This is a genomic window from Vibrio sp. McD22-P3, assembly GCF_021568915.1.
In the GTDB taxonomy this organism is placed as follows: domain Bacteria; phylum Pseudomonadota; class Gammaproteobacteria; order Enterobacterales; family Vibrionaceae; genus Vibrio; species Vibrio mediterranei.
The window spans coordinates 65,162-83,294 of record NZ_JAKGTN010000020.1 but is presented as its reverse complement, the minus strand read 5'-3'; the positions used below and the strand labels follow the sequence as shown (position 1 = coordinate 83,294).

At 44.6% G+C, this 18,133-nt stretch carries 17 protein-coding genes; 12 read left to right on the top strand and 5 right to left on the bottom strand.

Annotated features, from left to right (window positions below; all coding sequences use genetic code 11):
* Positions 1-57 precede the first annotated feature (57 nt).
* The 4 genes from L2W36_RS21095 to L2W36_RS21080 are packed head-to-tail and all read left to right on the top strand — an operon-like array spanning position 58 to position 4,810.
* Positions 58-1,050 carry an arabinose ABC transporter substrate-binding protein gene (locus L2W36_RS21095; RefSeq protein WP_088877537.1) on the top strand — a complete coding sequence of 331 codons (993 nt, stop codon included), beginning with the start codon at positions 58-60 and terminating at the stop codon, positions 1,048-1,050.
* A gap of 46 nt (positions 1,051-1,096) precedes the next feature.
* On the top strand, positions 1,097-2,602 hold the full coding sequence (locus L2W36_RS21090) for an ATP-binding cassette domain-containing protein (protein ID WP_031495367.1): 1,506 nt from the start codon (positions 1,097-1,099) through the stop codon (positions 2,600-2,602).
* The gene (araH, locus tag L2W36_RS21085; RefSeq protein ID WP_031495369.1) at positions 2,599-3,594 is read left to right on the top strand and encodes an L-arabinose ABC transporter permease AraH; all 996 of its coding nucleotides are present in this window, start codon (positions 2,599-2,601) and stop codon (positions 3,592-3,594) included. Before L2W36_RS21090 ends, araH begins: the two co-directional genes overlap by 4 nt.
* A gap of 22 nt (positions 3,595-3,616) precedes the next feature.
* The gene (locus L2W36_RS21080) at positions 3,617-4,810 is read left to right on the top strand and encodes an ROK family transcriptional regulator (RefSeq protein ID WP_236111512.1); all 1,194 of its coding nucleotides are present in this window, start codon (positions 3,617-3,619) and stop codon (positions 4,808-4,810) included.
* 29 nt (positions 4,811-4,839) lie between these two features.
* On the opposite strand, the gene L2W36_RS21075 is transcribed toward L2W36_RS21080, so the two are convergent.
* The 3 genes from L2W36_RS21075 to ptsP all read right to left on the bottom strand — a co-directional run bounded on the left by L2W36_RS21075 (position 4,840) and on the right by ptsP (position 8,649).
* Positions 4,840-5,502 (bottom strand): HAD-IA family hydrolase, encoded by a 663-nt coding sequence (locus L2W36_RS21075; protein WP_107307292.1) that lies wholly within the window; start codon positions 5,500-5,502, stop codon positions 4,840-4,842.
* Positions 5,503-5,507: 5 nt separating this feature from the next.
* Positions 5,508-5,996: a heme-degrading domain-containing protein gene (locus tag L2W36_RS21070; protein WP_236111510.1), complete on the bottom strand. Its 489-nt coding sequence runs from the start codon at positions 5,994-5,996 to the stop codon at positions 5,508-5,510.
* A 151-nt stretch (positions 5,997-6,147) separates the two neighbouring features.
* Complete coding sequence (ptsP, locus tag L2W36_RS21065; RefSeq protein WP_236111509.1) at positions 6,148-8,649, bottom strand: phosphoenolpyruvate--protein phosphotransferase; 2,502 nt, start codon at positions 8,647-8,649, stop codon at positions 6,148-6,150.
* 486 nt (positions 8,650-9,135) lie between these two features.
* Between ptsP and L2W36_RS21060 the strand changes: the two genes are divergently transcribed.
* The 7 genes from L2W36_RS21060 to L2W36_RS21030 all read left to right on the top strand — a co-directional run bounded on the left by L2W36_RS21060 (position 9,136) and on the right by L2W36_RS21030 (position 15,944).
* The gene (locus L2W36_RS21060) at positions 9,136-10,209 is read left to right on the top strand and encodes a PTS fructose transporter subunit EIIC (RefSeq protein ID WP_038231172.1); all 1,074 of its coding nucleotides are present in this window, start codon (positions 9,136-9,138) and stop codon (positions 10,207-10,209) included.
* Positions 10,210-10,272: 63 nt separating this feature from the next.
* Entirely contained in the window at positions 10,273-10,596 is a 324-nt protein-coding gene (locus L2W36_RS21055; protein WP_236111508.1) for a PTS fructose-like transporter subunit IIB, read from the top strand.
* Positions 10,597-10,727: 131 nt separating this feature from the next.
* Positions 10,728-13,028 carry a formate C-acetyltransferase gene (locus L2W36_RS21050; protein WP_329605683.1) on the top strand — a complete coding sequence of 767 codons (2,301 nt, stop codon included), beginning with the start codon at positions 10,728-10,730 and terminating at the stop codon, positions 13,026-13,028.
* Entirely contained in the window at positions 13,018-13,905 is an 888-nt protein-coding gene (locus L2W36_RS21045; protein WP_236111505.1) for a [formate-C-acetyltransferase]-activating enzyme, read from the top strand. Before L2W36_RS21050 ends, L2W36_RS21045 begins: the two co-directional genes overlap by 11 nt.
* A gap of 2 nt (positions 13,906-13,907) precedes the next feature.
* Positions 13,908-14,765, top strand: coding sequence for an SDR family oxidoreductase (locus L2W36_RS21040; protein ID WP_236111504.1), 858 nt, complete (start codon positions 13,908-13,910; stop codon positions 14,763-14,765).
* Between the two features lie 64 nt (positions 14,766-14,829).
* Positions 14,830-15,507, top strand: a complete 678-nt coding sequence (locus L2W36_RS21035; RefSeq protein WP_236111503.1) for a fructose-6-phosphate aldolase — start codon at positions 14,830-14,832, stop codon at positions 15,505-15,507.
* Between the two features lie 101 nt (positions 15,508-15,608).
* The gene (locus L2W36_RS21030) at positions 15,609-15,944 is read left to right on the top strand and encodes a PTS fructose transporter subunit IIB (protein ID WP_006071772.1); all 336 of its coding nucleotides are present in this window, start codon (positions 15,609-15,611) and stop codon (positions 15,942-15,944) included.
* A 2-nt stretch (positions 15,945-15,946) separates the two neighbouring features.
* Here the strand turns inward: L2W36_RS21030 and L2W36_RS21025 are convergent, their stop codons facing one another.
* Positions 15,947-16,807, bottom strand: a complete 861-nt coding sequence (locus L2W36_RS21025; RefSeq protein WP_006071770.1) for a helix-turn-helix domain-containing protein — start codon at positions 16,805-16,807, stop codon at positions 15,947-15,949.
* Positions 16,808-17,011: 204 nt separating this feature from the next.
* On the opposite strand from L2W36_RS21025, the gene L2W36_RS21020 reads away from it, so the two are divergent.
* On the top strand, positions 17,012-17,770 hold the full coding sequence (locus L2W36_RS21020; RefSeq protein ID WP_236111502.1) for a phytanoyl-CoA dioxygenase family protein: 759 nt from the start codon (positions 17,012-17,014) through the stop codon (positions 17,768-17,770).
* A 63-nt stretch (positions 17,771-17,833) separates the two neighbouring features.
* Here the strand turns inward: L2W36_RS21020 and L2W36_RS21015 are convergent, their stop codons facing one another.
* The gene (locus tag L2W36_RS21015; protein WP_006071766.1) at positions 17,834-18,076 is read right to left on the bottom strand and encodes a hypothetical protein; all 243 of its coding nucleotides are present in this window, start codon (positions 18,074-18,076) and stop codon (positions 17,834-17,836) included.
* Positions 18,077-18,133: the final 57 nt, after the last annotated feature.

Here is an 18,133-nt window from a genome sequence, read left to right as displayed (position 1 = left end):
TAGATAGCTAAGTTTTAATCAAACGACGTGATACACCTACAAAGAGTTGGAAGAACTATGAAAACATGGACTAAGAATCTTACCAAAATCGCACTAGCAACTTCGTTAGTGGCTATGGCTACTGGCGCTATTGCGGAAGAAAAAAAGAAAATCGGTTTCATCGTAAAACAGCCTGAGGCAGGTTGGTTCCAAGATGAATGGCGCTTTGCAGAAGTAGCAGCAAAAGAGAAGGGATTCGACCTAATCAAAATTGGTGCTCAGGATGGTCAAAAGCTGATGTCAGCGCTAGACAATCTAGGCACGCAAAATGCTGATGGTGTCATTGTTTGTGTTCCTAACGTTAAGCTTGGTCCTGCTGTTGTAGCATCCGCGAAACGCAATGGCTTAAAGCTCATGTCCGTAGACGACCGTTTAGTCGATGGCAATGGCGAACCTATTGAAGACGTAGTTCATATGGGGATTTCAGCCTATAACATCGGACGTGAAGTAGGACAAGCATTACTGGATGAAATTAAAGCTCGAGGTTGGAACACGGAAGAAGTGGCAGTAATGGCACTGACCTACAAACAGCTTCCTACGGCATTTGAACGCTCACAAGGTGCAACGGATGTACTGATGGAGAACAATTATCCTAAACAGAACATTTTCGATACGCCTCACCGTTTGGATAACACAGAGCAAGCTTTCAATGCTGCAAACAGCTTAATCACCCAGAAGGGCAATTATAAGAAGTGGATTGTATACGGCATGAATGACCAAGTCGTCATTGGTGGTGTACGTGCTCTCGAAGGCAATGGTATTTCGGCTGACAATATTATCGGTATTGGTATTAATGGTACAGAAGAAGCGATCAATGAGTTCCGCAAACCTATTCAAACTGGTTTCTACGGTACGGTAATTCTGAGTGCAAAAGCTCACGGCTATCAGACTTCTATCAACATGTACAACTGGGTAGCAAATGGTATTGAACCTGAGAAATTGATTTACACCTCTGGTCATTTGGCGACGCGTGCGAACTACGAGCAAGTACGAGCAGACTTAGGTATGTAATAGTTATTAATCGGGGCGAAAGCCCCGATTAAACAAGGAATTAGTCATGAAAAACGAACTCGAATTTCGCGGCGTATCAAAGAATTTCCCAGGAGTAAAGGCGTTAAGCAAGGTGAGCTTTCGTATTGGTCATGGTGAAGTTCATGGATTAATCGGCGCGAATGGTGCCGGAAAAAGCACTTTAATGAAGGTGCTAGGTGGAATCCACAAAGCGAGTGAGGGGGAAGTGCATATTAATGGGGCTTCGGTCAACTTCCAATCCCCTATAGAAGCGATCAATGGTGGTATCGCCATTATCCACCAAGAGCTTCAACTCGTTCCAGAACAGACAGTGGCGGAGAACATCTTTTTAGGAAGGTTTCCGACCAAAGGTGGTGTCATTGATTGGCCAACTATGAATCAACAAGCTCAGCTTCAGTTGGACAAACTAGGGTTGACGTTCGCACCGAGCGACAAGGTTAATACGCTTTCTATGGGTCAGCAGCAAATGGTAGAAATTGCCAAGGCGCTGATCCTAAATGCCAATATTATTGCGTTGGATGAGCCGACCAGTAGTTTGTCTGCTGCGGAAACCGAGACTTTGTTTCGCGTAATTAGACAGTTGCAATCAGAGGGCAAGATTCTCATTTATATTTCTCATCGCATGGCAGAAATATTCGAGGTTTGCAGCTCTGCAACCGTCATGAAAGATGGCTGTCATGTGATTACTTATGATGATATTCGCGACACTGACAGGCCAACTCTAATTGAAAAAATGATAGGGCGAAACCTCGGCGATATGTACAGCTTTCGTGAGCGTTCTTTAGGTGATGACTGTTTGGTGTTGGGGGCTATTGAAAGTAACCAGTTTGCCAAACCAGTCCAATTTAGAGCTCGTACCGGAGAGGTGTTAGGCTTCTTTGGATTGGTCGGTTCAGGTCGAACGGAGCTAATGAAATCCCTCATAGGTGCGTTGCCAACCAAATCTATTTCAATGCAACTTGATGGGATCGATTTACAAGCATTAACGCCAAAAACAGCCATTCAGAACGGCATCATTTACTGTTCCGAAGACCGAAAGAAAGAAGGCAATATCACTTTCCGATCAGTACTTGAAAACATCACTATCAGTAGCCGTCGAAATTACTGGAAGTTAGGCGGAATCTTAGACCTTATCAAAGAGACAAAATCGGCGGAGCATTTCGTTAATCGGTTGGACATTAAAACCCCTAACTTAGCAAAAGAAATCCAGTTCTTATCGGGAGGGAATCAACAAAAGGTGATCTTAGCCAGGTGGTTAAGTGAGTCGAGTATGAACGTGTTGATCGTTGACGAGCCAACTCGTGGTATAGACGTGTCAGCCAAAAATCAAATCTATAACGTCCTTTACGAGCTTGCTGAACAAGGTGTCACAATTATTGTTATCTCCAGTGAACTGCCTGAGGTAATGGGTATCACCGATAGACTTTATGTGATGCGAGAAAATGAAATTTCAGCTGAATTCTTACGCCATCAATATAGCGAAGAAAAAATACTATCTAAAGCATTCCCTGAGAAGGAGATCACTGTATGACCGCTCTTAACAAACCATTGAGCGTAGCACCTAAAAATGACAACTCAATTTGGAAACGGATAAGAGGAAGTGAGAACTTCAACATTATCGTTGTTTATATTGTGTTGTTCATCTCGCTGTCGCTTTTCGTACCGTACTTTTTCTCTGCACGAAATATGGTAGGTCTAGGCCTTTCAATTTCTCAAATAGGGATGGTCGCGTGTACTATGATGTTTTGCTTGGCATCCAAGGACTTTGATTTGTCTGTGGGATCTCAAGTTGCCTTCTATGGCGTTTTGACTGCATTAGTCGTCAATGCGACAGGCAGTTTTATGCTGGGTATTTTAGGAGCACTATGTGCCGGCCTATTTATCGGCTTAATGAACGGAATCTTTGTCACTAAGGTACGGGTGAATGCTCTAATCGCTACATTAGCAATGATGGAGATTGTTCGAGGTGGCGCTTACATTATCTCTGGGGGAAATGCGGTGGGTGTCGTTAACATGAACTTCTTTATGTTAGGACAATCAACTATTTTAGGTCTGCCAACGCCCATCGTGATTACCATTATTTGTTTTATCGCCTTTGGCTTTTTGCTCAAAAATACGGCCTACGGACGCAATGCTCTTGCGGTGGGTGGCAACTCAGATGCTGCTAAATTGGCGGGCGTAGATGTCGACAAGGTACGTATAGCAAACTTTGCCATTCAAGGCGCGGTGTGTGCTGTCGCTGGTATTATTTTGGCTTCTCGTATTACCAGTGGACAACCGAATGCCTCACTGGGATTTGAGCTCAGTGTTATTTCTGCCTGTGTGTTAGGTGGTGTGTCATTGAATGGCGGCAAGGCGAGTATTGTTGGTGTTGCGATCGGTGTATTGATTATGGGTACGGTGGAAAATGCGCTCAACCTTCTAAACGTTGACTCTTTCTATCAGTACTTAGTACGTGGTGGCATACTTCTATTAGCTGTGGGTGCAGACCAATATAGACAACGACTTGCTGAGAAAGGTTAACCCAAAGGACTAAGAGGCACATATGATTAAGGGCATGAACAACAAATCTGTTCGTAGCTTCAATTCGAAGCAGGTTATGCGCCTCCTATTTCAACATAGGAAGTTGTCTAAATCACAACTGGCCACTAAGTTGGAGTTGAGCATTCCTGCATTGACAAAGATATTAAATTATCTGATTGACTTAGAGCTAGTTGAGCATATTGACGTCGTACATTCTGGACGAGGGAACGCTACTGGAATGTACCAAATGACACAGAATACAACGCCTATTCTGTGTCTTCACATCACGCCTTATCGTATATCAACTACCGTACTTAATGGATTAATGGATCCCATTGTTGATTATCGCAGTCTAGAGATAAACCCAACGCACCCATCAGAGTTAGTTGCTTCCGTGTTTGCGATTTATCGACAATGCATAAAAGAAACGGGTAGCTCGAAATTCAAAGTTGCTATGGCGTTGCATGGCCAAGTGGATCGACGCGCTGGGACCTCTGTTTTGATGCCACAAGCTAGGTGGGCTGAGCCAATAGATTTCAAATACTTACTAGAAGAGGAGTTTGGTGCTGAGGTTCAGGTCGATAATGATTGTGTTATGTTGGCACTGGCCGAAAAGTGGCTCACCAAGGACCATCCTAAAGATTTTTGCGTTATCAATGTTGATTATGGGATTGGTTCATCATTCTTGGTCAATGACAAAATATTTCGTGGAGAGTTGTTTGGCAGTGGACAAATTGGACATTCGATTATCGACCAAGATGGACGAAAATGTTGTTGTGGCAGATATGGTTGTTTAGAAACCATCGCCTCAACCAAGGCGATAACATCTGAAGTTCGTAAGATGCATAAGACAAATCATAATCATAGCGGTGAGCCTTCGCAGATATCCTTTGAAGATGTGGCTACACTTTATCACTCGGGTGACATGGTGACTAAGCAAACTATCCAAAAAGCAGCAGGGTCGTTTGGTATCAGTTTGTATAACTTTCTTGTGACTTTGAGTGTCAACGATATTGTTATCTATGGTGATATTCGACGTCTTGGCCATGAGTGGTTAGACATTGTCAAAAGTAAAGCGCTATTCAATCCGTTTGAAGCTAACACTAATGCCCTAAAGGAGCAAAGGGCATCGGTGCGATATGGTGAGTTGCCAGACTCTAGGTTGCTCAATGGTATAGGTTTCCTATACATAGAAGCACTAATAGACAATTTCTGAACAGGCTAGGCGTATGCCTCCTTTTCGGCTTACAACGTCAGGGTAAATCCGTGTTCTGTCTTTTCAATCTGAATATCAGAAGGCTTGAATATATAGCCATCCGCGTCAGGCAATTCACTTCTTGAGCTATGACTGAGCACCGCAATGCTCTGGCAACCTGCTGCGATCCCTGAGTTGAGGCCAGCGACCGCATCTTCAAAGCAGATGCATTCTTCAGGATTCAGATTCAGTTCTTTCGCCCCTCTCAAATAAGGTTCGGGGTGTGGTTTGCCTTGGGAGAGCAACTCGGGTGTAACAAGGATTTTGGGCTGAGGGAGGTTTGCCGCTTTCATTCTAGCTGTTGCTACTGGCAATGTGCCAGAGGTAACGATAGCCCACGGGATACCGAGCTCATTTAAGCTGTTTAGTAGCTCAACGGCGCCAGGTAGCGCAGTGGTGCCTTCGGTGTGGGTGGCTTCATAGTGTTCTAGATAGTCAAATTCGGCTTGAACTTCTGGTGTATCGACTGATGCATTAAGCAGCTCAGCGATTGATTCGATAGCAGGCCTTCCGTGAATCCTCGACATCACATAGCTAGGCTCGAGACCTTTAGATTCTCCCCAGCGTGACCATGCACGTGTCACTGCTGGGATTGAGTCGACTAATGTACCGTCTAGGTCGAATAACAGACCTTTAAATGAAAGCGTCGTCACGATAACTATTCCTTTTTCAAATACTGTGAGAGCACATCTACGATTAGCTGGTGGTCTTCGTGTTGAGGCAAACCTGAAACCGTAATCGTTCCTATCATACCTGTGTTTTTAACTCGAATAGGAAAAGAACCGCCAAATGGGCTGTAATCTTTCTCATCAATGAAAGAAGCTTGTTCTATATTCTTTCCCTTCATTTCTAGGTAATGCTTCATATACCAAGAACTGCGCTGAAAACGCTTGGTAACGTTTGATTTTCTTCTCACCCATTCTTGATTGTCTAATGTTGCTCCGTCAAGTGCACAGTGGAAAAGGCACTGCTCGCCAACCGAAATATTGATGGCAACCTTGGCGTGCTTTTCGATGGCGTTGGCACGCAGCTCATTACCGATATCCCAAGCGACTTTCTGATTGAAATAGGAGAACTGCAACAGGTTTTCTTCCGCAATAAGGCTGTCGAGTCTTGTTTGAGTGTTTGATGTCGTAGTGGCGGGCATATTCCGCTCCTTTCTAAAACAAAAAGGGCGAAGTAACACTGGACACGAATGATGGTTACTTCGCCAAAAACTTGGAACCGAACAAGTTAGTCAGTCCAAGTCCGAGGTGAGAAGGTTTTGAATCCTTCTTACTTCCATTTGGAATTGGGGACTATAGCTCTAGCTCCGTCATGAGTTTCTGTTCTATTTCACTGCTCGATTGGGCGTTAAACAAGGCATCACGAAATTCGGCATGCATAATTTTACGTGCCAACTTAGAGAAGATCTTCATATGTTGGTCGCCGGCTGCGTGTTTGTTCAGCGTCAACATGATGACAAACTGCGCCTCTTCATCGCCCCATTGAATAGGCTTCGCTAGACGGCATACGCTCACCGCTGATTGCTCAATGTGTTCACTCTTGGTATGAGGGATAGCAAAGCCAAAGCCTAGACCGGTTGAGAACACATCTTCTCGAGCCCAAAGATCGTCCGCCAATTTATTCGGATAACGGCAACGTCCTGTTAGGAATAGGTTGTCAGCGAGTGTCTTAATCACTTCCTCTTTGCTACGCAGATCGAGATCAAGCTTGATACAATCTTCTGAAATCAGTGGCGCTTCGGTTTGTGCCAAACGGAACTGCGCAAGTAGATGCTCTACTTCCAATGGCGTACGGCATTGCATTGCTTTGTTTAACAACTGTCGACATTCTCGGCTATCTAGTTTGGAAATGCGTTCCTTGGTCGCAGCAATGCTTGGTGCGCTCATGCTGATTTCATCAAGCCCTAGACCAACGAGCAGGGGCAATACTGAGCCTTTAGCGCCAAGCTCCCCACACAGTCCAATCCATTTACCATGACGATGCACTTCATTGACGACGTGGTCTAGCGTTCTCAAGAATGCTGGATTTAGACTGTTGTAGTGTTTCGTTACTTTTGCATTGTCACGATCAACGGCCATCAAATATTGAGTTAGGTCGTTAGAGCCGATGGAGAAGAAATCCACTTCTTCACAACATTGATCGATGATAAAGGCCACTGAAGGAACTTCCATCATAATGCCAAGCGGGATTTTTTCATCGAACGGAACCTGTTCTTTACGAAGTTCTTGGCGAATCTCAGCAAGAATGTCTTTGACCCATAAAATCTCCTCCATCGAAGAAATCATTGGAATCATTATCTTTAGCGGACCATGTGCCGACGCACGCAGAATAGCTCTTAGTTGGGTTTTAAATAGGTCAATAAACTCTTCGTAGATACGTACAGCACGGTAGCCAAGGAATGGGTTGTTTTCTTTTGGGATATTGAGGTAGTCAACTGGTTTATCGCCGCCGATGTCGATAGTGCGAACGATGATCGCACGACCTGAAGCTGCATCCAGTGCTTGGCAGAAGATGTTGTAGAGCTCATCTTCTTTCGGTGCACTTTTGCGATCCATATATAGCATCTCGGTACGGAATAGACCGATGGCTTCTGCTCCCGAGTCAAATGCTGATTTTGCTTCTACGGAATGGGCGATGTTCGCTGCAACTTCAAGTTTTTTTCCATCTTGTGTCATACCCTGTGTATCTTTGAACGCAGCCTGGCGCTCTCGAACCGTATTGATGATTCGGTTTTCTTGTTCGTAGTAACGAACCACAGGTTCAGTTAGGTCGGTGACGATTGCACCTAAATTGGCATCAAGATAAACCTCTTGGCCGATGTCAGCCTCCAATGCACCATCTTTCATTCCAACGACTGTTGGAATACCAAAAGAGCGAGCAAGAATAACTGTGTGAGATGTGCTGCCACCATGGGTCAAAACCAAACCTTTTAGCAGTGACTTATCCAGCTCTAAGAACTGACTAGGGGTGAGGTCCTCAGCCATACAGATAGATGGTTCAGTCAGCGCGAGTTGGCTGGTGTAATGTTCGTCACCGTAGATTGTTTGCAGTAATTGGAAGCAAACATCTCGAATGTCGAGTTCACGCTCACGAAGGTACTGGCTGGAAGATTTCTGTAGTTGCTCTGCATAGTGTTTTGCGGTTGCGACCACTGCCTGGGCACAGCTTCTTCCTTCTACGAGATTAGTATTCAGTTGTTGTGCGAACGACTCATCCCTCAATATAGATAGATGCGCGGCAAGCACTTCGCTTTCCGTATCTACTGATGTGTTGGCTTGCACTTCAATGGCCTTAGAAAGCTGAGCGAGACCGCTTTTTAGTTCAGACTTTTCTTCTTCAAGTGCTCTTGTTTCAGGAAGGTAGGGCAGTTGATCAAAGTTGATTGCACCTACTTTAACCACGACGCCACGGCCAATTCCACTGCTCACGGAAGTTGCACGAATCGCTCCTTCCGTGAGGTTGGATAAGTTACGTGGTAGTGGTTGCTGTTCTTCATTAGCGTGTGTTTGTTCTAGTGGAGAATCGCAATGTGGAAACTCATTCGCAATAAAGTTCTGTATAGCTTCCAGAGCAGACTCCTCATCCTCGCCGTCTATGGTGATCATACATGTGTCACCGAGTAGTGTGTCTGTCCCTATTAAAGACAACACACTTTTTGCATTTCCAGATAGACCAGTACGTTCGTTCTGCCACTCAATGTTAGATAGGTATTGATTACAAAGGGTTTCTACATGACCCGCTGGTCTTGCGTGAACACCATTGGGTAGCTCACAAGAAAAGGTAAAACTTCTCATAGGGGTTTAGTCCTTAGTTTCGAATTTGTTATTAGTCGTTTATGTCTACAACTTTAACAAAAAGCACCGTGTGGACTATTGGATAAAAGTGCTAAAAACTGGATATTTGTAAGGTAGTGGGCTGTTTGTGATACCGTTCAAAAATACAGTTTGGTATGTGACTTTAATCAAGTTTTATAAAAGATGTGTCAGTGTTTTATGTTCAAATAATCCTTTAATAACAGCTATTTAATTGGTTGTTTTGCATCTTTTGATAAAAGTACTAGTAAAGTGTGCTCAAGATCAATATTCACGCTGCATCTAACAAATATCCAGTAAAAAGCAGTTTTGTCCTCTAACTGGTTAGCACTTTTGCTCACTATTATAACCCTGTGCTGTAGAGATGGAGTTTCTCTGAAGCTTAATCAGAAACGTGAGCCAATAAATACAAAAGAAGTACTTCCTTTAATAAAAATTTTAATACTTATGTACTCAAAGGAGAGGTCAATGAATGACTTAATCTCAATTCTTAAAAATACGAGACAACATCTAATGACAGGTGTATCTCACATGATTCCTTTCGTGGTTGCGGGGGGGATCCTACTGGCGGCTTCCGTCATGTTATATGGGGAAGGTGCTGTGCCTGAAGAAGGAACGTGGCTGCACGATCTATTCTTTATTGGTGTAGCCGGCTTCCAACTTATGGTTCCCATTCTAGCTGCTTACATCGGTTATTCGATTGCTGACCGCTCAGCGCTTGCGCCTTCTGCTATTGCAGCGTTCATTGGCGCAAACATGTACAACACTGGTTTCTTCGGTGCGATCTTCGCGGGTCTATTAGGCGGCATTGTTGTTTTCTATCTGAAGAAGATAAAAGTGCCAGCGTTTGCTCGTTCAATTATGCCAATCTTCGTGATTCCAATTATAGGTACATTTATTACCGCAGGTGCCATCGTTTGGGGTATCGGTGAGCCAATTGGCGCGGCAACGGAAGCGCTTACTGGTTTCCTAAAAGGTATGCAGGACTCAAGTATCGTTGTACTCGCTATCATCATGGGCCTAATGATTGCCTTTGATATGGGTGGTCCAGTTAACAAAGTTGCGTATGCATTCGTCATCCTTTGTGTCGGTGAAGGCATTTACAACGTCGCAGGTATTAGTGCAGTTGCGGTAGCAACACCGTCTGTGGGCATGGGTCTAGCGACATTCTTGAACAAGAAGCTTTACGCAGCTGACGAACAGGAAGCTGGCCGCGCGTCCATTCTAATGGGAACAATGGGTATTACTGAAGGTGCTATTCCATTCGCGGCAGCCGATCCACTTCGTGTGCTTCCTTCCATCATGATTGGCACCGCAGTAGGTGCGGCGACTGCAGCGATTCTTGGTGTTGAGTGTTTCGCGGCATGGGGTGGTTTGATTGTACTACCAGTTGTAGACGGTCGATTCGGTTTCCTAATTGCACTTGGTGTTGGCTCTTTAGTGACCGCACTACTGGTTAACTTTCTTAAGGCTCGTCGTAAAGTAGAACAGCCGCAGAAAGAAGAATCTGATGATTTAGACCTAGACATATCAATCGGTTAACTCTAAGTCTTTGAATTAAATATTATCCAATAAAAACAGAACATTAAAATAAAGGTGAGAATTATGACTAATATCGTAGCAGTTACAGCGTGCCCATCTGGCGTAGCGCATACCTACATGGCGGCGGAAGCCGTAGAAGCAGCAGCAAAAGCAAAAGGTTGGAATTGCAAAGTTGAAACTCAGGGCTCAATTGGTATTGAAAATGAGCTGACAGTAGAAGAGGTCGCTCAAGCTGACATCGTGATTCTAACTAAGGATATCGGTATCAAGAATGAAGATCGATTCAAGGGTAAAACTATTGTTCGTATCGGCGTGAGTGATGCCGTCAAGCGTGCAGATGCTGTGATGAGTAAGATTGAAGCTCACTTAGAGAAAGCGACAGCATAACCAGTCAGGCTCCCATACACGAGGGAGCCTTCATACCACAGTTACTTTCTTCAAGCGTTATCGAAAGTGACTCTGTTATGAATCAAGAAAATGCCCATCAGTGGCAATAGACAATAATAATGGAGCCTATTGTGAGCACCGAAAGAATTACTCGATTAAAGTCCGCCCTGTTTGAAGCTCAACGTGAAATCTCTCTAGAACGTGCGCTACTGTATACCGAGAGCCATCAGCAGACGGAAGGGGAACATACTCTTATCCGCCGAGCAAAGGCAACAGCACACGTTTTGGATAATGTTGCGATATCGATTCGTGATGATGAACTGATTGCCGGAAACCGCACCATCAAGCCGCGTGCTGGTATTGTCTCACCAGAAATGGATCCTTATTGGATTGATAAAGAGTTAGATATCTTTGAGTCACGCCCACAGGATAAATTCTATATCTCTGAAGAAGATAAAGTGGTCTATAAAGAGAAGCTGCTGAGTTACTGGTCCGAGCGTTCTATGAAAGATTTTATCAACGCTCAAATTCCTGAAAACGTCAAACAAGCGGTGTCCGAGAAAGTATTCAGTGTTAACCAAACCGATAAAGGTCAAGGCCACATCATTATCGACTTTGGTCGCTTACTTGAAAACGGATTAGGTGCATTGACCGATGACATGTCTACGCTAGCAACCGTTAATAGTGACAACGAGTTTTATCAATCGGTACTGATTCTACTGCAAGCCTCAACTAGACATATTCGTCGTTACGAAGCGTTAGCCAAACAGATGGCCGCTGAGTGCGAGTGCCCCGTTAGGGCGGCAGAGTTAATTCGTATTGCAGGTATCTCTGGCAAAGTCGCCACACAAAAACCGCAAGGTTTTTATGAAGCGTGTCAGCTGTTCTGGTATATGAATATCATTCTTCAGTATGAGTCGAATGCGAGTTCACTATCTCTTGGGCGTTTTGATCAATATATGATGCCGTTTTATCAGAACTCTATCGCCAACGGTGAATCTCCTGCGTTTTTGCAAGAGCTGCTTGAGAGTTTGTGGGTCAAAACAAACGACATTGTCCTACTGCGTTCATCCAGCAGTGCTAAGTTTTTTGCTGGCTTTCCAACCGGTTATACCATCTTGCTCGGCGGTCTGACTGAAAATGGGCGTAGCGCAGTTAATACACTGTCAACACTCTGCCTTGATGCGTACCAAAGCGTGCAACTACCGCAGCCAAACCTTGGTGTTCGAGTTAACGAATTCATTGACCGTGCGTTTCTCAATAAAACCGCAGAAACCATTCGTCTAGGCACAGGTATTCCGCAAATATTCAATGATGAAGTGGTGGTGCCGGCGTTTTTGAATCGTGGTGTCTCTTTGGAAGATGCGCGTGATTATTCTGTCGTGGGCTGTGTGGAGCTGTCGATTCCGGGGAAAACCTATGGGCTGCATGACATAGCGATGTTTAACCTGCTTAAGGTCATGGAATTGGTACTTAAGCGCAATAAGGGCAATCAAGACGTCAGTTTTGAAACATTACTCGCTGAGATTCGCACCGACATTTGCCAGTATGTGCAGCTAATGGTTGAAGGGTCAAACATCTGTGATGTGGGGCATCGTGACTGGGCTCCTGTTCCACTATTGTCCTCGTTCATTAGCGACTGTATCGAGAATGGGAAGGACATTACCTATGGTGGTGGTCGTTATAATTTCTCTGGTGTGCAAGGGATTGGGATTGCCAACCTTTCTGATTCGTTAATGGCGTTAAAGCGTTTTGTATTTGAAGAAAATCGCATGAACTTTGCGGAGTTTATCGCGGTTCTTGAATCTAACTTCGAAGGTAAAGAGGGCGAACGAGTTCGTGCTCGTCTGATGAACCGCTACGAAAAATATGGCAACGATATCGATGAAGTGGATGTGTTGGGTGCTGACTTGTTAAGACTGTTCTGTAAAGAAGTCGAAACCTACCAAAACCCTCGTGGTGGCTATTTTACTCCAGGGTCATACACGGTATCTGCTCATGTTCCCCTTGGTGCTGTGGTCGGTGCGACACCAGATGGAAGATTGGCTGGTGAGCAATTGGCTGATGGTGGCCTATCTCCTATGTTGGGCAAAGATCAGCAAGGCCCGACTGCGGTACTGAAATCGGTCAGTAAGCTGGATAACTACTTACTGTCGAATGGTAGCTTGCTCAATGTGAAGTTCACGCCATCAACCCTAGAGGGAGAGCAGGGCATTACCAAGCTAGGGGATTTCTTACGAGCATTTATGAAGCTCAAGCTGCAACACATTCAGTTCAATGTATTGAATGCAGACACGTTGCGTAAGGCGCAAGAAAAGCCCGAAGATTACGCAGGATTGGTGGTGCGAGTAGCCGGCTATAGCGCTTTCTTCGTGGAACTATCGAAAGAAATTCAAGATGACATTATCCGAAGAACCGCTCATGAGCTGTAATTTCCAAACGAGCGAAACGGGTTGTTCAGAATCTGGGGAGTTTAGTGCGCCCCAGCTCAAAGCGCGAGTATTTAACATCCAGCGATACTCGTTAAATGATGGTGAAGGTATTCGTACCGTGGTCTTTTTTAAAGGCTGTCCTTTGAAATGTCCTTGGTGTGCTAACCCAGAGTCACGTTCGATTGATTTGGTAAACATTCGCAGGGAAGCCAAGTGCTTACACTGTGATGTTTGTGAGCAGGACGCGGATGAGTGTCCAAGTGGTGCGTTTGAACAAGTCGGTTATGACGTCACCATTGATGAGCTGCTCAAAGAAATTGCTAAAGATGATGTGTTCTATCAAACATCAGGCGGTGGCGTCACCTTGTCTGGTGGTGAGATTCTGGTGCATGGCCGATTTTGCATCGAACTTCTAAAGCAGCTAAGAAGACTGGGATACAAAACGGCGATTGAAACCTCAGGACATGGAAATAGTAAGCAGTTGAGCGATATGGCTCAATATTGCGATGAAATTCTGTTTGATTTCAAATTGATGGATGAGGTCAGAGCTAAGGAGATCATCGGCATTAATCTGGATAAGGTACTCGAAAGCTTTAAGACGTTAATGGCCAAACCTTGCAAGGTCATCCCCAGATTACCGCTAATACCAGGCTACACCCTCGATCTCATTAATGTTGATAGGGTACTTGGCTTTATTGCTCCTTACGATATTGAAGAGGTCCACTTATTGCCATTTCATCAATTTGGCTCAAATAAATACGACACATTGGGGATGCACTACACCATGAAAGACACCCCAGTACCGACAAAACAAGAAATTGATGCGATTCAGCGCCATGTCGAAGCGCATGGATATAAAGTCGTCATAGGAGGCTAGACATGAGCAAGAAACGAATTTTGATTACAGGAGCGGGTGGGTTTTTTGGTACTCGATTTATAAATCGTTACCAAGGTGAATTTGAGATTAAAGGGACGGACGTTGCGCAACTGGATATCACTGATAACAGCGCCGTTAACCAGATATTTACCGAATTTCAGCCTGATTTCGTGATTCACGCTGCTGCTATTGCTGTAACGGATTTTTGTAATGAGCATCCTGAAGTTGCTCATAAAGTGAATGTCCAAGGTGCAATCAATGTCGCCAAAGCATGTAAGCAAGTTGGCGCGAAGCTGGTATTCATATCTACTGAACAAGTTTTCAATGGTAACTCTGAAGCGGGTCCTTACACAGAACAATCAATCCCGGTTCCAGACACTGTTTATGGTCAGAACAAACTGGAAGCAGAGCGAGAGTTAGCGAGCATTCTGCCAGAAATGTGGGTGTTGAGGTTCACGTGGCTGTTTGGTTTGCCTGAAAGAAACACCACGATCAATCCCAATGTGGTTTGGAATGCCATTCAAACCTTGTTCAAAGGGAGAGTGATGCACGAACGTGGTAATGAGTTCCGAGGTTTAACCTATGTGCACGAGCTTATCGAGCAGTTTCCTAAGATCTTTGACATCCCTTATGGCACCTATCATACCGGCGCGCACAATGACGCGAGTCGTTATGACATTGCCGAGCATATTCTGACGGAACTCAAATTAGAGCAGCGTTTGCCGGACATATTGGTGCAATGCGATGCGCCTAAGACGCGTGATGTTCGTTTAGACACGAGTAAGCTCGCGGCACAGGGCATCCGCTTTACTGAGAGTAAACAAGCCATTACTCAGTGTTTAAAAGAATTTGGTTATTAAAAAAGTAAACGACGAACCGAAATGAGAGGGCGTCGTGACTAGTGAAAGTTATTGGAGATGTACCATGATTTATATGTTAGATACCGCCAATTTAGATGCGATTAAGAAAGCGGTAGACCTGTATCCGATTGCGGGTGTGACGACCAATCCAACGATCATCGCAAAAGAAAACCGTTCACTGCGCGATATCATTTTGGATATTCGTGAGTTAATTGGCTCTGAGCGTATGCTTCATGCTCAGGTGGTAGGTGACACTGCAGAGGTGATGCTGGAAGAAGCAAAGGCACTGCGTGAGCTTGACCCTGAAATCATTATTAAAGTGCCGGTGACACCGCAAGGTATTAAAGCGATGAAGCTGATCAGCGCTGAAGGTATTCGAATTACTGCAACGGCGATTTTGACTCCGCAGCAAGCATTGATGGCCGCTATGGCGGGTGCTGAATTCCTTGCTCCTTATGTGAACCGCTTGGACAACATCTGTGGTGATGGCACGTTGGTTGCGGCTGAAATGGCCCACCTAATTGATGTCTATAATCTAGATGCAAAAGTACTTGCTGCTTCATTTAAAAACGTTCAACAAGTCCATGAAGTGGCAAAAGCAGGGGTTCAATCCGTTACGATTGCACCAGATGTGTTTGACCAATTGCTTGTTCATCCGTTAACCGATTCTGGTGTCGCTGGCTTTATGAGTGATTGGCATGGCGCTTACGGTGAAGGCAAAACGGTTCTTGATCTATTATGAACATGATTAAAAACAAGTTTAGCTAGGATAGACAAAGACACGGATGCCTAGTGAGATTATACTCACTAGGCTTTTTGCTATAGGAAGATCTTAGGGTAATAATGAAGTTAGTTGGAGTTACGGCTTGTATCAGTGGCGTTGCGCATACCTATATGGCAGCGGAGTTGCTGGAGAAAGCAGCCAAAAAAGCAGGTTATAAAATCCAGGTGGAGACACAGGGAGCATTAGGCGCTGAGAATTCCTTAGAGCAAGCAGCAATTGATGCCGCAGATGTCGCATTTATCATTTCAGAGATCAACATTGAAGGGGCTGAGAGATTCGAGCAATCACGCTTAATCAAGATGTCGATTTCAGATTTTTTGCGTAGTCCAGAGCTGGCGATTAACGCTATCGAGCGCGCTAAAGTAGCCCCAGCAGGGACTGTTATAAGCGTTTAGCTTTATTCTATCGTTCCGCTTTGGTAATGCGCTCGATATTCAGAAGGGGAGCGGTCTGTCTGCTGTTTAAAGACTCGGCAGAAGTAGTTGCTGTCGTTAAACCCGCAGCGATGAGCAATCTCTTTCACTTTGGTGTCATACTGTTTGAGTAAGTACTTTGCCCTCTCTAAGCGAATATGCGTTAAATACTCATTGAACTTCACTTTTCCCTCTTTGTTAAAAAGTTGCGACAGGTAGTTCGGTGAGACGTAGAAATGTTTAGCGACTGACTCTCGCGTCAATGGCTCATGATAGTTCTGCTCCAAGTAATCTCTTACGGCATCAAACAACGCCTTACTCTTAGACGGCGTTTCGGGTGGGTTATGGATCAGGTCATGGATATGACTAAAGAGGCTGCTAGCCAAAAGGTGCAACGTATTCTGATCTTGAGAGTGCCATGATAATTCCTCAATGGCCTGAAGAATAAAGGAGCCTGTTCTCGGTCCGCGCCTTGCGACGTTCTCTTTTATTGCCGAATCGAACTTTTCACCATCCCAACTCAAAAGACTCATCCCAAAACTTTGCTTACCCACAAGGACTGACATGGTGACCACAGGTTTATCCCAATTAGGTTTATTCCAACTTTCGGCTGGTAAGTAGAGAACATCACCTTGTTTGAGAGTGACCTCCGTATCTGTTCCTATGCTATTACCAACGTCCATTTCCAGTTCACCAATTAACACCATTTCAATACGAGGAAAGTGAACTTGATACGCAAGCGGCGGTGGACTTGGTAGGTTACCTGCAAACAGCAATGAGTGGATTTGCTCCGTATGCGTTGCGTAGTGTTCTAAGGCTTCGATGAGGTAGGTTCTATCTAACATGCTTTATAACATTCTTCTAGGTGGTGGAGGCGGAACTAAATAAGAATCCAGTATACGCGACAAGCTTAATTGGTCTATTTGCGTTGCTTCACATTTAGTAAACGATCTTACAAATATCCAGTTTATCGTAGATATTGCCTACAGGATTATTACGGCTTTAACAGTAGATTGATAGGGGAAAAGTCAGCCGAGAAGGATAATAAAATGAGTCACGAATCTACAATAACTAGCCTCTACTCTTTAGAGGGATTAACACCGCATCAATATGATGATTTAGACACTCATGGCTTCACCATCATTCATGATGTGATTGACCTGGAGTGGCTTCAAGAACTCAGAGCAAAGTTTGACTACCTTGTAGAGAAAGAGGGAGATAACTTAGCCATTGAGCACCACCAAGAAGAGACGGTGACTCGAATTGCCAACTTGATCAATAAGGGCACCGTCTGGGAAAAAATCTGGTGTCATCCATTAGTGCTTGATGCCTGCGAGCATATCTTTAATGGCGAATTCAAACTGTCGAGCTTGAATGGCCGCGAGGCTCACCCTGGTGGTGGCTTGCAACCGCTGCATGGCGATTGGAAGAAACCAAGGCCCGATTTCCCCAAAGTGCATTTAGTGAATTCTATCTGGGCACTTGATGATCTTTGCAGAGACAATGGCGCCCCTCGGATTATTCCGGGCACTCATTTACGTCCAGAGTTACCAGAAAATGTTTTAGAAGATACCGAAGCAACGCATCCAGATGAAGTCTACCTTGAGTGTCCTGCTGGCAGTATTATGATTTTTAATGCCCACACCTGGCACGGAGGTACGGTCAATACGCTAGGTACGCGTCGCCGTGTATTGCATGGGTTGTATGTCGCTAAAGACGGGGTTCAGCAGCAAGATCAGAAGAAGTGGTTAACGGCGGAGACCTCAAAGAGGCTTAATCAGTCGCAACGTCGACTGTTGGATGTTTAAGTTAACGGGTGTGTTGGGGTAAATAAGTTGGCGCTAAGTATTCAACGCCAACTTTTCATCTCCTTAGCGAACTTCTAATCCTAAATTGTACTGAGCGAGACAGCGGGTAACATAACTCACTTTCAGCAAGCCCGCGATGACGATTGTACTAATGTGCGCAGCGATTTGTTGAGGTAGCGTAAACAGGTGTGCATAGGGGTAAGACACCAGAATACTCACGATCATGGCAATAAAGGTGGCCACTAATGCGATGTTTGAGAAAGTGAGTAGGTGGTGGAAGTTAAATTTATTATGTTGAGCAGTCATAAGTTACCTCACTAGGGTATTGTTTTTATTTGATACTACTCTTACTTAATTCATTTT

Excerpts from the sequence above, each read along its gene's own strand:
- L2W36_RS21095 (WP_088877537.1), top strand. The coding sequence starts at position 58 with ATGAAAACATGGACTAAGAATCTTACCAAAATCGCACTAGCAACTTCG.
- L2W36_RS21090 (WP_031495367.1), top strand. The coding sequence starts at position 1,097 with ATGAAAAACGAACTCGAATTTCGCGGCGTATCAAAGAATTTCCCAGGA.
- araH (WP_031495369.1), top strand. The coding sequence starts at position 2,599 with ATGACCGCTCTTAACAAACCATTGAGCGTAGCACCTAAAAATGACAAC.
- L2W36_RS21080 (WP_236111512.1), top strand. The coding sequence starts at position 3,617 with ATGATTAAGGGCATGAACAACAAATCTGTTCGTAGCTTCAATTCGAAG.
- L2W36_RS21070 (WP_236111510.1), bottom strand. The coding sequence starts at position 5,996 with ATGCCCGCCACTACGACATCAAACACTCAAACAAGACTCGACAGCCTT.
- ptsP (WP_236111509.1), bottom strand. The coding sequence starts at position 8,649 with ATGAGAAGTTTTACCTTTTCTTGTGAGCTACCCAATGGTGTTCACGCA.
- L2W36_RS21060 (WP_038231172.1), top strand. The coding sequence starts at position 9,136 with ATGAATGACTTAATCTCAATTCTTAAAAATACGAGACAACATCTAATG.
- L2W36_RS21055 (WP_236111508.1), top strand. The coding sequence starts at position 10,273 with ATGACTAATATCGTAGCAGTTACAGCGTGCCCATCTGGCGTAGCGCAT.
- L2W36_RS21045 (WP_236111505.1), top strand. The coding sequence starts at position 13,018 with ATGAGCTGTAATTTCCAAACGAGCGAAACGGGTTGTTCAGAATCTGGG.
- L2W36_RS21040 (WP_236111504.1), top strand. The coding sequence starts at position 13,908 with ATGAGCAAGAAACGAATTTTGATTACAGGAGCGGGTGGGTTTTTTGGT.
- L2W36_RS21035 (WP_236111503.1), top strand. The coding sequence starts at position 14,830 with ATGATTTATATGTTAGATACCGCCAATTTAGATGCGATTAAGAAAGCG.
- L2W36_RS21030 (WP_006071772.1), top strand. The coding sequence starts at position 15,609 with ATGAAGTTAGTTGGAGTTACGGCTTGTATCAGTGGCGTTGCGCATACC.
- L2W36_RS21025 (WP_006071770.1), bottom strand. The coding sequence starts at position 16,807 with ATGTTAGATAGAACCTACCTCATCGAAGCCTTAGAACACTACGCAACG.
- L2W36_RS21020 (WP_236111502.1), top strand. The coding sequence starts at position 17,012 with ATGAGTCACGAATCTACAATAACTAGCCTCTACTCTTTAGAGGGATTA.
- L2W36_RS21015 (WP_006071766.1), bottom strand. The coding sequence starts at position 18,076 with ATGACTGCTCAACATAATAAATTTAACTTCCACCACCTACTCACTTTC.